Here is a 13,221-nt window from a genome sequence, read left to right on the forward strand (position 1 = left end):
ACAATAGCATCCCCGGTGAACCAACGGGAATGTTAGGGTTAAAACTAAAAATTATCTCAAGCGGCTGCTTTTCGCAAAAACCGCCAAATATTTCGTGGACACTGTTTCCCAAAAGCCGAAAAACAATCCGCAAACCCCTGCAACAAAGGCTTCCTTTAGTCCACGAAAATATTCAACTTACGACTGCCATTTTTCACGGTTCACAGCAGCCCTCACTCTGGGTTAATTTTATCATAACAATCTCCAGCAGTCAATTATTATCGCTCCTGGGCCTTGCCAGATATGATTTCTTCCTCACAAGACAGGAATTGATGACGCAGCCTCCCGCAATACCTGCCTCGCTTCCACGGAGTCTCCCTCCAGGCTGGAAATCTTGCAGGCAAAATCATTTGCGACACGCAGTACAGCTTCCGGCAAATCAGGCTGTGCCAATACAGCCTGCACATGCCTTTGCAAATCATTCAATTCATTGGCATAGGAATTTTTGCTCCGTGTGCAGGCGGCAAAATCCGCCTGGGCAGCCAGTCCCTGCATGTAAATAGTAATATTTTCAATATGGGCATAAGCTATCTCCAATGATTTTCTTGCCGCCGCCTCACTACCCTTCAGTCCGCTGCACATCCTGTAGACAGCATACTTCCACAGAACTACATTGGCAGGATAATCCGACATGGCAAGAACAGCCTCCATGCAATCAGCCTGCTTCAATGCCTCATACATGGAATCCGCCAGTCCCCTGTCATGCTCCACAGCCCCAGCCATAATATCTGCATACACCCTGAGTGCAAAAATGCTGCCATAATTAACAGGCAAAATTCGTTCCAGCAGCACTGCCAGCTTATGTGCACCATCAGCAGAATCATCCACATCAAATGCCATATATAAATACTCCAGGGCCTTTGCAATATGGCCATAATGGCATGCCAGGGCAGCCGTGGACAACCCGACCCTGCTGCGATTATCCGGCTTGTGCCTGAGCGCCAATTCGCTGAAAGACATGCCCCGGTCATAATTTTCCTCGCTGCGCTCCATGCAGCTCAGAGCAGCCGTCATGGAATTGTAGACCTTGCCCAGGCTGTCCGATGTCAGATTACCGGCAAACATGCCCAATTCATCCACCATTCCCATTACCTCAAGCGTATCACACAGCAGCTTTTCAAGTCCTGACAGCACCTTCATTGCCTCGCAAAAATCAAAATTGTCCTTGTAATACTCTGCCAGGCGCAGCCGGTAGGAAATATAATAATCCACCATCTCCCAGGAGGATGGCAGGCTGCCCAGCAGGCTGTTGCACACTTCTATAGCAGCTCTGGCATCCCTGTGCCTGCCCAGATGGGAATAATATGTCAGGGCATGGAAATAAAGGTCGAACTTAAACCACACCGAATCAAGCTGCCTTGCCTGCAAAAATGTCAGGTATTCATCCTGCAACCGATGCAAAAGCTTTTCTGTTCTCGCAAAATCCCTGTTGATTGCCATATTATTCAGCTGCTGTGACAATATCTCATGCTGCCTCTGCATGCCATCACGCCCCACATCCCTGATTTTGCGCTCCAAAAGCTCATAAAACTCATTTTGATGCACCTGATGGCATGCATCCTCATAATAATCAACAAACCATGCCAGCAAAGCTTCTGCCAGCTGATTGGATTCCAGGTACTTGCATACCATGCTCCAGGCATCATCTGCCAAAGCCTCAAAACGCATGATAGGCAACTTGTCCACCTTGCCTAACTGGTCAGGTGAAAAAAGCGCACGCTTGCCCCGCAGCACTGTATTGACGGCATCTGCCAACATCAGCTCCACATCATTGTTTGCATCCCCCTGCTGCAGGGAAACAGCCACCCTGTCTCTGGCGGCACGGGAAAACCTGGCCAGGCGCAAAAAGATGCGTTCCCTGATGCGCACATTATATTCTTCATTGGTCAGATAGATGCCATAGCCTGCCTTTTCACTTGCCTCATTACTCACACGCCGTGCATAGATAATATGCAAATCCACCTTCTCAGAAGTCATAAGTAGCAATTTCTGCAAAAGCTGGATAACACCTTCCGCAAAAATATTCAGATATTTCAAGTCCCTGTTGCCCAGCTTGTTCAGATGCACACTGGAAAACTCAACCAGGGAAGAATTTGCGTTGCTTTTTATTGCCTTAATCAACAAAGTTACCACAAACTCCGGCAAGGCGGCATCGTTTTCCTCCAAGCCATGAAAATTCCTGACATTGATATCCCGAAAGGCAGGGCTGCTCTTTTTGACAGCATAAAAATACGACTCAGCCTGCTGCCTGTTCAGGGGCCTGCCTTCCAGCAATAATCCTGCCACAATAGAAGGAGCAGTGCCCTGCCTGCCACTATCATCCAAAAACTTGCCACTTTCATCAAGATACAGATAATACTTCATCTCTTAGCTACACTTCCCTTGTTTCATTTTGTCCATAGCACGCAGCATATTCAGGCCGTGATACAGCACATGCCTGAGAAGCTCTATATCAACCTCACCATCATACATTGCGTGATTTATCTTATTGCGCTGGATGCGCACCCAGATGATGATGCCCAGCAAATCCCTTACATCCTCATCATCAAAATCAGTGACAGCCAGCCTTTTGCTGAGCATATTGCGGCAAGCATTCATGCGCTGTACGACAGCATTATCCAAAGATTTTGCAGAACTTCTATGCCATAAGCTTTCAAACCTTTCCATTTGCACTGACGGCAATTTTTTGTTCCTATCGATAGGCTGCAAGTGGCTCGGCAACTTGCTCAGAAGCTGTTCCAGTTCATCCTTGCTTATCTTTTTGCCTGCCTTATTGCTCTCCAGCGTGTACATCTCCTTCATGAGTGCCTTGTAGCTTTTTGGGGAAAATTCCTTCACAAAATAATCCTGCCATGTAACGAATTTCTTATCATTTTTCAGCTTGCAAAATTCCACAATCTGCTCACCGCACTCCAGTGACGGATAATAGGCTTTTTTCTCAATCAGGATTTCCGGCATCCATTCGTTGAAAAGTGTCATGGCCTGCTGCAAAAAATCCTTTTCCAGGCACCAGCGGATAATATCCTGCCGGGAAGCATCCTCCCTTACAATATCTGCATAATCACGCTCCAGGGAATGTAGCACCTGGGCAAAAAGTTCCTCATGCACGCTTTTATGCTCCAGTTGCCGGAAGCTGGACATGGCAGATGCCAAATCCCGTGCCGCTCCCTCAAATTTACCGGTGTGGCACAGCTTCACAGCATTGGAAAAGCTTTCCAAGGCAGTCAGCAGGCTGCGCAGCTCGCTACTCTGCTGCTCCGCAGGTACATGCAAGTCAAAATACGCCTGTATATCCCGCAGGTTGGCAGAGTTGAGTACAGAGTCAGTGCCGGAAACCATCTCGAACATTTCATGGACTATAGAAACATCCTCTATGCACTTACGAGGTTTTTTTGAAAAATTGGCATATACAGCATCACCAATCTGCAAGCCCGTATAGCGCAGCATGTGCAGTACGGAAAGCATCAGCACAGCCGCATGGCGCAGGCCGCCTGCCAGGTCCACATGTATCTTCCACTCATCTGGCGAGCCTGACAGCCTGTCGCTAATCAGCCCGACCATTTTCAGTACATATTGTATCGCCTGAACGTTATCCTTATCTTCATCAAAGTCGCAATAAATCAGCTTGTTTGCCAGCTGAGGGCATTTGTGCAGAATCAGCTTTTCAAATACAGCCTGATGAGTATACTCAGCTGCCGTATCCGCACCCGGTTCAATATAGGAAATCTTGTTGCCAGCTGATTCCCCCCTGCCACCTACAAGGTTGCTCACAAAGACGAAAACATAATCCAGGCTTTCACCATTCTGTGCCAGCTTCCTATCCATGTATAGAAGTGATGCCTCATTGGTATGGCCTGCTTTAATGATTCCCAGAGAATCCGTATCATATTCCTGCTCACTCAGCCTGCCGGACTGTAATTTTACATCACTTAAAAACAGCAGCATCGCGTTCTTCATATTCTTTCTCCTTTACATGGCACAAATTCATTCAGCATGTATAATTACGAAATCTCACAAAACTAAATACCGACTGCCGCACAGTTTCCTGCTTCGCGTTGACAGTGGTCACTGTCTGCCGTTCACTGCAGGCAGCCAGGACAGTGACGCCTGCCTCCTGCAGCAGCTTAATCAAGGCATAGCTGTATGTAAATTCCCCTTGCACCAGTACAGCTGACGGCTCAAGGGGCAGCATCTGCCCCAAAGCCTTCTCCGCCATCACCTGAACCTGGGCTTCATCCAGGTCAGCTGCTATACCAGGAAAGGGAATATCCATAATCTCCCCGTATGCCAGCGCAGCCTGCCGCTGCTCATCCGACCAGCTTGCTGACGGATGATTTGTGTGATTGATAAATATTCCCATTGTTCCTCCTAAATTGTATTTATTGTATATACTCGCTTGGCTTTTTCAAAATGGCTCTGTCCCTATAGCGGTGATCAGTTTTATCACCAATCGGCATGTACGCCATCTTCGGCAACCACTTTGCCTGGTTCTTTGTTACACTCCAATCAAGCATGGTTTTCAGCTCTGACAGCACCTTCTGGAAAGCCTTCTCCCGCTGCAGATGCTGTGCACGATATGCCTCAAAACCGCTTATCAGTCTATCCCACTGTTTTTCTCCGTCTGCATCGCCTGCCGCCATGCCATCAGCATCAAACATGCAGCCATAACGTGCCGCTTCATCAATAAGGTGCAAGCTGGCACTTATCTCCACACTGCCCAGGCCAATGGACTTACCCATGCCCAGCTTGTAGCAGATATTCTCATCTTGACGTGCCAAGTCAAATACAGCCAGCAGTGCTCCCAGCTCCACATCACTGAGATTGCTGAAACGTATCCTGCCCTTGAAAAGATTATTGGCAGCCAAAGGCTCAATTGGCTTCATGCCATCAATGACTTTATCCTTATTTTTATTCAGCTGCCACTGGTTTTCGTTATTGCCCTGATGCCAATAAAGTTTGTAGCCGCGGATTTTTGCCTCCTCATCCCAATGCTTCAGGGTATTCATGTCAGCATCAGGAGACTGCTCCAGATACAGCTGGAAGGAAGTAGGCTTCGGCGACAAAAGCGGATGAGTCAGGGAACTGCCCAGTTTTTTCACCGTGCCGTCATGCAGTGCATCCTCAAAGAATACCCGGCTGCCCCACAGCTCCCTGCGCCCGAAAATCATATCGGACAGGTCTGCCACGCTTTCATCCTTCAAGTTCTTTGATATGTGGTCTGCAATGGACTTCTTATAAGGTATGCGGTAATGCAGCCCATGCCCGAAATGCTGCACTACACCATCCTCTGCCAGATAACAGCAGGGTACCACAAAATCAATATCCTTGCAGTGGGTAAAACCGGCAGCCTCATTATCCTTCTTTGCCAAAGCCCTCAAACTGATGCCCTTCAGCTTGTCATTGGCTGGATGGTCGTTGTCATAGTCACGCACCACTTCACTTGGCACCGGGATACGGTTTTCCTTGCGCCAGTCAGGGGAAAAGATCGTATAATAAATCCATTTGTCCTCAAACCTGCCAGTTTTCTTATCCTTGTGAGTCATTTTGCCAGTGTGAATCTCACACCTGTAGATGTCCGTATCCTCTTTCTTCACCGGCCAGGTAACAGAACCCTTCTTGGCTGACCTTCTCCTGTCATTTTCCTCATATTTGACCTTTTTCCCCTGGGCCGGGCAAACATAATACTCACCTGTACCCTTGAGCTTAATCAGAAAGCCTGGCTGTGCCTTGCTAAAAGACTTCCGTACCTGCTTGCCATCATTAGTAAAAGTCTTCATCTCGCTCATGCGCTCAGAATAATACTTGCCAAAATTCCCCTTGGCAGCCATGCCCCGTGAGTATAAATGCTTGTCCTCAATGTCCTCCCCGGGGCGCATTGAGCCACAGGTAATAATCTTGAACAGGTTTTTCACCATTCCACGGATACTGCTACCAGGAATCATAGGCTTGCCGGAAGGGGCAAAAAACTTTTCTCCATTGCCACCAATAAATAACGGACTCTTGGATGTAATCTCCAAATCAATATAGCCGGTGTTTTTCCCATGAGCCAGTACATGCTCCTTGTAAGCTGCCTGGCTGACCTCAGCAATTTCACCAGCAACTACTTCACTAATCAAAGGCACAAAATTATATGGTGCTTCCGCATTGCGCTCAACCGATACAGGTGTATTGTTGTTATGATTGCCTCTCCTATTATTATTGCCATTCCTATTGTTACGCGAATTATTTCCTCGATAATTATTCCCAGCCATATTCTACTCCACCTCCCCATTTTCAATAGCCACATACCTGCTATCAACATATCCTGCCTGATTGTTCTCGGTATAGCCGATATAATTGCGGGTGACAAGGCCATAATATTTATGACTGCCATCATCTACAGGAATTTTCATCTGGATTTTTCTATCTGCATCCTGCAAGACTGCATAACCATCAGCAACCCCGGCATTTTCACCCCACAGCCTGCTCAGAGAATCTACATATTCTGTTTCCATCCCCTCGGCACCAGCGGCAGCCGCTCCTGCCGGATAATCGTGGCAGATGCGCACCAGATAGGTGTTATCCCCCCGGTTGCGTGCATACACCTCTGCCTCTCTGCTAAAAACGCGCATCTCCAACACATTCTCCGTCAAGCTGCTGGCCTTGGCAAAAGCAAAGCCTTTTCCGTCATAACGCCCCCACAGCACCTGCTGGGGAAGCCATGCTGTCACCAGTCCGCCCTCCGGCAATGCCTCTGCCAGCACAGTCAGCAGCTCCTGCCAGCTGCCTGCCATCACACGCTTTCTGCTGGTCAGGCAGGAAACTGCCTTATAGGGATATTTTACGATATTAGCTGCACTCATGCCCTGCCACCTGCCTTTACAAATGCTTCTACCAGACTGTTCATAGCCGCCCGGTCCTCCGCTGACACCTTGATGCCGCCAGCTGCCTTCTCCATCATATACTTGGTTCCCTTGTAGGAAACTACTGCCTTCAAGCCCTGCATAACACCGCTGCCGCCTGCCTTGTCACCGCCAAAGGCCAGCTGCCCCGTCCAGATATCCTTCAGGATAAGCAGCATCAGACCTGCCTCTGCATCACTGCAGCCGCTGATGGCAAAGCGCATGGTCATGGTTTTTGCATCGGCCTTTTTCTGCCATACAGGCTTATTGGTATAAAGGCCGCTGCCCATTTGACCGCCGGTAAACCTGTCAATGCGCACATGGGACTGATTGACAGCCTCCACCCCTTCACCAAGATATACCTCGTATGTCCTGAGCCTGCTTCTCTGCTTCGCCTTGTCAGACCTGGAATATCCCATGAGAGAGCCTAAAAAATTCTCCTCATAGTCACCCATCACGCGGCAGATATGCTCTGCCTGCTTGCGGATAACTCCTTTGACCGAGGTGCCCGGAATGACATACTCCCCCTTGCTGGACAGCATGACCTTCTGCACCTTGCCTTCCCGGTCTCCGCTTCCTGCGTCAAAGGCATCAGGCTCAGTTCCTACCAGCAGGGAGGTTTTCAATGCCAGGTCAAGCTCCGCATAAAACTCGTCAGCAGCTGTCAGAGGCTTGGCAACGGCAGCATATACATCAGCCTGAAGCCTTTCCCCCAGCAGCCACGCTTCCAAAGCAGACGGCTTGGAAAAATCATAAGTGGCAACCTCAAGCTGCCTGCCCCTGACCTCGCCAAAGCCCTTGGCTGTATGGGCACCCAGGCTGATGCCGTACATCAGCTGATCTGCCAGGGCAGCTGCCAGCTTTTCAACAGCAGCCTTGTCCTCTATATCATTTTTGCGAATGGTAATGGTAGCGGAAAAGCTTCCGGAAGCCCCTCGCTCCACCACCTCGTAGTCAAACTTGCCGGTATCCTCTGCCGTGTTGGTAATGCTGTCAATGCGCACACCATCACGCACTGTGTACACGCTGTTTTCCAGCAATACATCATCTATGTTAATCATGCTCTGGCGGTTATCAGACAAATTCCCAAACAGCAAATCCGCCTGCCTGCTGTCATAGCTATCGACTATATCACGCAGGACGCCTGCCAGAGAGGTTCCCGGAATAAAAGCCTTGCCCTGCTTGTTTTTCAGCACCAGGCTGTCTGTTATGCCATCGTCCTGACCTGAGCCTATACACAGGGGAGACTGGACAACAAGCCTGCCCGACATCTGAATTTTTTCAATGATGGCTGCCTTGCTTGCAGGCATTTTGTTCATAGCTGCCTCACTCATTATTCACACTCCCTTTTCCAGTTGCTGCCTTGATGGTCTGCTTTCTGGCATGACGGAAAAACCACAGCCAATACTCATAATAAAGCTCATCACTTTCAGGCTCAGGCAAAGTAAAATCAACATCCTTGGCAAGAGCATCAATCTCCTTGCCCAATATCTCCTGCCAGCTGAAATTCATAGCATAAGGAGATTTGTAGTTGCCTTGCAGAATCTCCAGCAGGGTATGCCCGCCATAGCTGATGCCCTTCAGGTTCTTCTCGGCAGGGCTGCCAGGTCTGATGCAGGCTTCCATGTACTGATTAAAAGCCTTTCTGGTGCCTGACTGCGCCTTGACCGTAAGCATTTCCTGCTCCATACGGCTAAAGAGATGATTGTGCCTGCTGAGGCTGCCGCATTTTTTGGCTGCATCATCAGCTGCCAGACGGCGGATTTCTCCCTTCATGCGGTTCAGCAGGATGTGCTGCACTGTTTTTTTCATCTCTGCAGAGAAAACAGGCTTCACCTCAGGAGCATTTTCCAGGCCGCTGCCCATTTTCAGCTCCTGCTGCTGCCAAGGACGGAACTGCCCGAAGCCCTCGCTGCTCCGTCTGGACATGCCGCCCAGCAAAAGCTGCTCCACTGCCTCTACAGCCTCATCTGTCCAGCCCTTGTCCTCTCCTGACCGGCAGGACAGCTGAAAAACTGTACCGGCAGCTATGGCAGGCTCATCTGCCCTTTTCAGGTTCCACACCTGAACAAAGTTAGCGATAGTCACCTGCTTGCTGACTACGGACTCCGCCTGCACCGCAAAGGATATGCCCGGGCAAAGCTCCGACAGCCTGTCTGCCAGCTCCTGCAGGGAGGCGGCGGCATCCACATTCTGCCACTCAGGCAGGTACGGAGTATCTGCCCGGAGTGCCAGAAGCCCCTTTTCGTCAATAGCCTCCCTAATCATGCCGGTATAGTCCACCTCCTGCACCCCGGAAGCAGACAGCCTGCACCTGCCATACTGGCTGTACTTGGAACGCCCGATATAAACAAAACATTCCTTTTCGGAGAAAAGCTTTTCCGACATTTCCTGCAAGGCTTCCTTGGAACCGATGATTTCCCCGGCAAAGGACTGCCCGGCATCAATGGACTCATAGTTGAAGATGTGTCCTTCCTCGCTTTTGCCGGAAATACGTTCATTTTCCAGATTTCTGGACATGTGCAGCGAAACAGATTTTCCCACATGGGCCATGCAGATTTTGCCATCACTGACAATGCCATAGCCCTTGATCCCCTTGTAGCCCTTCTGGGAGTCCTTGGCAAATAATATATCCTGCACATCGCCGTTTACCTTTTCCTTCATGAGGGAAAAAGGCAGGGCAAAGCTCCGCTGGCCGCCTGCCAGCGGATTGGCATCCACAAAGCGGACATTACTGCTGAGGAACAGCCGCTGAAAGGCAGCATCCTCATGCCCCCTGTCACCGCCACCGAATTTCCTTATGTACATGCCTGCCAGCATGCCCCGCAAAATAGAGCCGCTGATATAGTCAGCAGAATTTGTCAGCACCGTGGTATTGTTTTTCTGGCTGATTACCACAGGCTCAAGGGTATCTATCCGTATATCAATCTTTGCCAGTCTGCTCATGCTTTTCTCACCTGCTTTACTGCACACCTGATAACTTCATCCATCTTGTCAAAGCAGCACTCTATCCTGCCCAGGCCTCGATTTCTCTTGCCTCCTGCGTATTGCAGATTGCGGCATGCCAGAGCCAGGATTGCCCTGTCCTGCTCATCGCCATTGACCACCTGGATACTGCCCCGGAAGCAGCAGCCTGCCTCCACAACCCTGATGTTGTGCAGAGAATGGTCAAGGGCAGTGTGGGTAGCTTTATCTATGCTGGTCTGATAGCGGATGGAGGTATATTCCTCCAGCACATCCCTGGCATTGATAAGCCCCGGGTACTTCGCCTGCAAATACTCCCAGCCCTGCCTGTCCTGCTGGTAGCCAGGCAGATAAAAATTGTGCATGATAAGCTGCTTTTCACCGCTCACACCATGCTGGAACAGGGTATTCAGTTCATCAAGGCTAAAAAGCTTCTGCCCGGAAGCCTCTGCCATCTCCACAACCTCAAGGGCACTCTCATACAATAGCCCCTTCAGCCTTTTGGCTGGAAAATACGGTACGCCGCAATGGTCGTGCACCACCTCGGCATCCAGGTTTACATCAGCCTGGCCGGAGCCCAGATGCAGGGCTGAAACAACACTGATTGTCAAATCCAATACAAAGCCTTTATCCATACTATTCGTCATACTGCTCGCCATACTTTTCACCAGCCTTTCTTCACACTGACAGCCTGCCTGTATCATCAGTAAATTTCATCATCTCAATTATATCCACATAAGGAGTAGCCATTTCCTGAGCCTCTGCCTCACGGCACCACAGCTGCCGGCTGTAGCCTTCCCAGCCCTCTATCAGCGGCAGGGCACCGCCATTTCGGCAAAGCTGCTCCACAAACCGCTCCATGGCATGTGCATCCCTTGCCAGGACGGCACGCAGTTCCTTGATTTTGTTGTTTGCCATAGCCTGCGGCAGCAGCCTGATGCCTGCCAGCAGCTTGTCGATATCATAACGCTTATTGGCACTATTGCTGGCTGGCGTGAACACCTTGTAAGGACCAAAGTGCATATTGCCCAGCACGCCGCTATACTCCTGGCTGCGGATATCTGAAATGTCAGGTGCCTGCTCGCCATGCAGCAGGGCAAAATCCAGCCAGCTGCTGGAAATATCTTCTGCCTTCTTTTTTTCCTTGTCTTCCAGCATCTTCTTTTCCCTGCGTGAACGCTTCTTTGCCTCACCGCAGAGCTGCTCAGCCATTTCATAGCCACGGAAGAAAGGATAGGATGTGTTGAGGATGGCGATGCCGCCGCAGCAGTCAATCCTGACGCCCTCATCTGCCTCCATATAGCTAATATACCGTCTGGTGTATTCCAATGCCATCCTGCCCATGCAGACAAAGGTAACATCGTCACCGCCCAAAATCAGCGGGCGTATCGGCAGGTATGACTTGCTGCCATCTCCCGTGCCGCATCGCTTAAAGCCAAAGCTTTTATTCTCCTTCTGGGCATCGTATTCAGCAATAATACTCTGCAGCAGCTTGCCAAAGGATTTTTGACATTTATCGGCCACATCCAGGGAGAGCTTTTTCAGTTTCAGAAAATCCTTGCAGGCACCAAAGCGGATGCCCATGTTGTTGCCATCAATATGGACGATAGCCACATAATCCTCTGTTTCAATCTGTCCCAGGTCTTCCAGGCTGTCAGGGAAAGCAAATTTGCCTGCCAGTATATTCTTAAATTTCTTCGTCATGGCATCCTTCGCCATCATGGCAGTTTCCTGCAATTTTGCCATAATACCGGCATCCACAAATTCCTTTTCCCCGGAAAGCATATTCCTGTCCCAGATATCCGCCGTGCCGCCGCTTAGCTTGCAGGGCACAGTCAGCCCGGTATAAGGTATACTGGTAACAGGTGCATAGCGGTTCTGATTTTGTTTCAGCTTTTTGTAAAGCTCATCCAGGCTGGACTGGAATTTTTCCTTGCCCTCCCCCAGACAAAGGGTTCCGGCAGCAGCACCTGTCAGAAGGCCGGGATATTTTAGCAGGACCTCCTTGGTAAATTCCCTGATTACTACAGCGGTGTCCTCCTCCGGCTGAAACAGCACCAGTGCTTTGCCGCCGCCGATATACCCCACCTCGCAGCGCACGGAGGCATCGGTTTCGATTGCCAGTGCCGAGCTGGTCTTCCAGGCATCCTTTTCAATCCCATACCCCAGCCTGTTCAGCACGCCGTCAATCAGCACGTCTGAAAACAGCCTGTCCACAATATAAGATGCACCTATATTTGTTTTCAGCTTGTTGCCAGCAAAAATATATTGCTGGATTGACCGGGTATCAAATAATATAGCCTTTACTTCCATTGTGTTCACCTCTCGCAACAATTATTTACGACTACTTATAATGCTTATCTATAATTATCCAGGATTTCCTATATTTATCAATTACCTGTATGTGACCTGCATCTGCCCCAGGCCCTGCCCTGCCATCCTGCCGCAGCCGGCAAATACGCCAAACTGTGCCAAAAGCAGCAGCACCTGCCGCTCCTCCACAGGCAGCTGGGACAGATTGTAGCTGAATGTTCCCGTAAAGGTATTCACTCCCCTCTGGGGCGTGAGGTACACGCTCTTTGTCCTGCCTGACCAGTGCTCTATATACACCTTTTCTGATAGTTCCCTGACCTGTGCCTTGTCGATTTCTGCAGGCATATCCAGCTGCTGCCATTTCTCCGCCAGGGAAGGAAACACCAGCCATGGCAGCGGCATGGGATAGTCCACCACATCCACCCTGAAGGCCGTCGGGGAAATAAAATCTATTGTCAGGCGGGACAAATTCTCCTCCCCCAGAGCCAGCCCCAGCAAATCATTTTCAGCCAAAAAGCCTGCCCTGGGATTCTGCTCCCCGTCAGCAGTCAGGGCTTTTACCTGCATGGGCAGGCTGTTCACCTGCAATACCTCCCCCGGCTCCACCTGCAGCATGACCTGCAGGATGCTCTCGTGCATGCCGGTTACGCGCCACTGAAACACATCACCTTTTTTGACATAAATTCTCCCTCTTATGGACTTGTATTTCCTGCCCAGCAGGGCGGAAGCTGTAAATGGCTTCATTTTCATCTGCTCATGTACATAGTTTGCCAGCTCCTGGGATGCCTCCTGCAGCATCCTGAAAAAGACACCGTGCATCACCCTGCCGGAAAATTCCGGCAGCCAGCCTGACTGCTCCGCTTCCAATGTATAAACAACCGCTCCCAGCAAAAACTCCATCTCCTTATACAAACCTGATGAAGTATACTATTCGATATTTAAAGGCAAAATCCTTCTAAAATGTCATTATTTTTTATATTTTTCTTTGTAAATTATGTGCATACTATTTTGCACTATAAGTATA

Annotated in this window: 10 protein-coding genes; all 10 read right to left on the reverse strand. The window is 49.7% G+C overall.

Translation table 11 applies throughout. The features are described from left to right. Nucleotides 1-294: 294 nt before the first annotated feature. Nucleotides 295-2,403 (reverse strand): hypothetical protein, encoded by a 2,109-nt coding sequence (locus FYJ84_RS04890; RefSeq protein WP_154406480.1) that lies wholly within the window; start codon nucleotides 2,401-2,403, stop codon nucleotides 295-297. 3 nt (nucleotides 2,404-2,406) lie between these two features. Further along, nucleotides 2,407-3,996 carry a TM1812 family CRISPR-associated protein gene (locus FYJ84_RS04895; RefSeq protein WP_154406481.1) on the reverse strand — a complete coding sequence of 530 codons (1,590 nt, stop codon included), beginning with the start codon at nucleotides 3,994-3,996 and terminating at the stop codon, nucleotides 2,407-2,409. Between the two features lie 31 nt (nucleotides 3,997-4,027). After that, a complete protein-coding gene (locus FYJ84_RS04900; protein ID WP_154406482.1) occupies nucleotides 4,028-4,399 on the reverse strand; it encodes a CRISPR-associated protein in 372 nt (123 codons plus the stop codon). 19 nt (nucleotides 4,400-4,418) lie between these two features. Then, entirely contained in the window at nucleotides 4,419-6,290 is a 1,872-nt protein-coding gene (locus tag FYJ84_RS04905; RefSeq protein WP_154406483.1) for a TIGR03986 family type III CRISPR-associated RAMP protein, read from the reverse strand. Between the two features lie 3 nt (nucleotides 6,291-6,293). Continuing rightward, a complete protein-coding gene (gene csx19, locus FYJ84_RS04910) occupies nucleotides 6,294-6,881 on the reverse strand; it encodes a type III-D CRISPR-associated protein Csx19 (protein ID WP_154406484.1) in 588 nt (195 codons plus the stop codon). After that, entirely contained in the window at nucleotides 6,878-8,254 is a 1,377-nt protein-coding gene (locus FYJ84_RS04915) for an RAMP superfamily CRISPR-associated protein (RefSeq protein WP_154406485.1), read from the reverse strand. Before FYJ84_RS04915 ends, csx19 begins: the two co-directional genes overlap by 4 nt. Beyond that, nucleotides 8,247-9,866, reverse strand: coding sequence for an RAMP superfamily CRISPR-associated protein (locus FYJ84_RS04920; RefSeq protein WP_154406486.1), 1,620 nt, complete (start codon nucleotides 9,864-9,866; stop codon nucleotides 8,247-8,249). The genes FYJ84_RS04915 and FYJ84_RS04920 overlap by 8 nt, the downstream gene beginning before the upstream one ends. Continuing rightward, nucleotides 9,863-10,519, reverse strand: coding sequence for an RAMP superfamily CRISPR-associated protein (locus FYJ84_RS04925; RefSeq protein WP_205764107.1), 657 nt, complete (start codon nucleotides 10,517-10,519; stop codon nucleotides 9,863-9,865). Before FYJ84_RS04925 ends, FYJ84_RS04920 begins: the two co-directional genes overlap by 4 nt. A 43-nt stretch (nucleotides 10,520-10,562) precedes the next feature. After that, entirely contained in the window at nucleotides 10,563-12,197 is a 1,635-nt protein-coding gene (locus FYJ84_RS04930) for a hypothetical protein (protein ID WP_154406488.1), read from the reverse strand. Between the two features lie 81 nt (nucleotides 12,198-12,278). Then, entirely contained in the window at nucleotides 12,279-13,088 is an 810-nt protein-coding gene (gene cas6, locus FYJ84_RS04935; RefSeq protein WP_205764108.1) for a CRISPR system precrRNA processing endoribonuclease RAMP protein Cas6, read from the reverse strand. Between the last annotated feature and the right edge of the window lie 133 nt (nucleotides 13,089-13,221).

Origin of the sequence: Anaerovibrio slackiae (assembly GCF_009695585.1) — a bacterium.
GTDB lineage: Bacteria > Bacillota > Negativicutes > Selenomonadales > Selenomonadaceae > Anaerovibrio > Anaerovibrio slackiae.

Excerpts from the sequence above, each read along its gene's own strand:
- FYJ84_RS04890 (WP_154406480.1), bottom strand. The coding sequence starts at position 2,403 with ATGAAGTATTATCTGTATCTTGATGAAAGTGGCAAGTTTTTGGATGAT.
- FYJ84_RS04895 (WP_154406481.1), bottom strand. The coding sequence starts at position 3,996 with ATGAAGAACGCGATGCTGCTGTTTTTAAGTGATGTAAAATTACAGTCC.
- FYJ84_RS04900 (WP_154406482.1), bottom strand. The coding sequence starts at position 4,399 with ATGGGAATATTTATCAATCACACAAATCATCCGTCAGCAAGCTGGTCG.
- FYJ84_RS04905 (WP_154406483.1), bottom strand. The coding sequence starts at position 6,290 with ATGGCTGGGAATAATTATCGAGGAAATAATTCGCGTAACAATAGGAAT.
- csx19 (WP_154406484.1), bottom strand. The coding sequence starts at position 6,881 with ATGAGTGCAGCTAATATCGTAAAATATCCCTATAAGGCAGTTTCCTGC.
- FYJ84_RS04915 (WP_154406485.1), bottom strand. The coding sequence starts at position 8,254 with ATGAGTGAGGCAGCTATGAACAAAATGCCTGCAAGCAAGGCAGCCATC.
- FYJ84_RS04920 (WP_154406486.1), bottom strand. The coding sequence starts at position 9,866 with ATGAGCAGACTGGCAAAGATTGATATACGGATAGATACCCTTGAGCCT.
- FYJ84_RS04925 (WP_205764107.1), bottom strand. The coding sequence starts at position 10,519 with ATGGATAAAGGCTTTGTATTGGATTTGACAATCAGTGTTGTTTCAGCC.
- FYJ84_RS04930 (WP_154406488.1), bottom strand. The coding sequence starts at position 12,197 with ATGGAAGTAAAGGCTATATTATTTGATACCCGGTCAATCCAGCAATAT.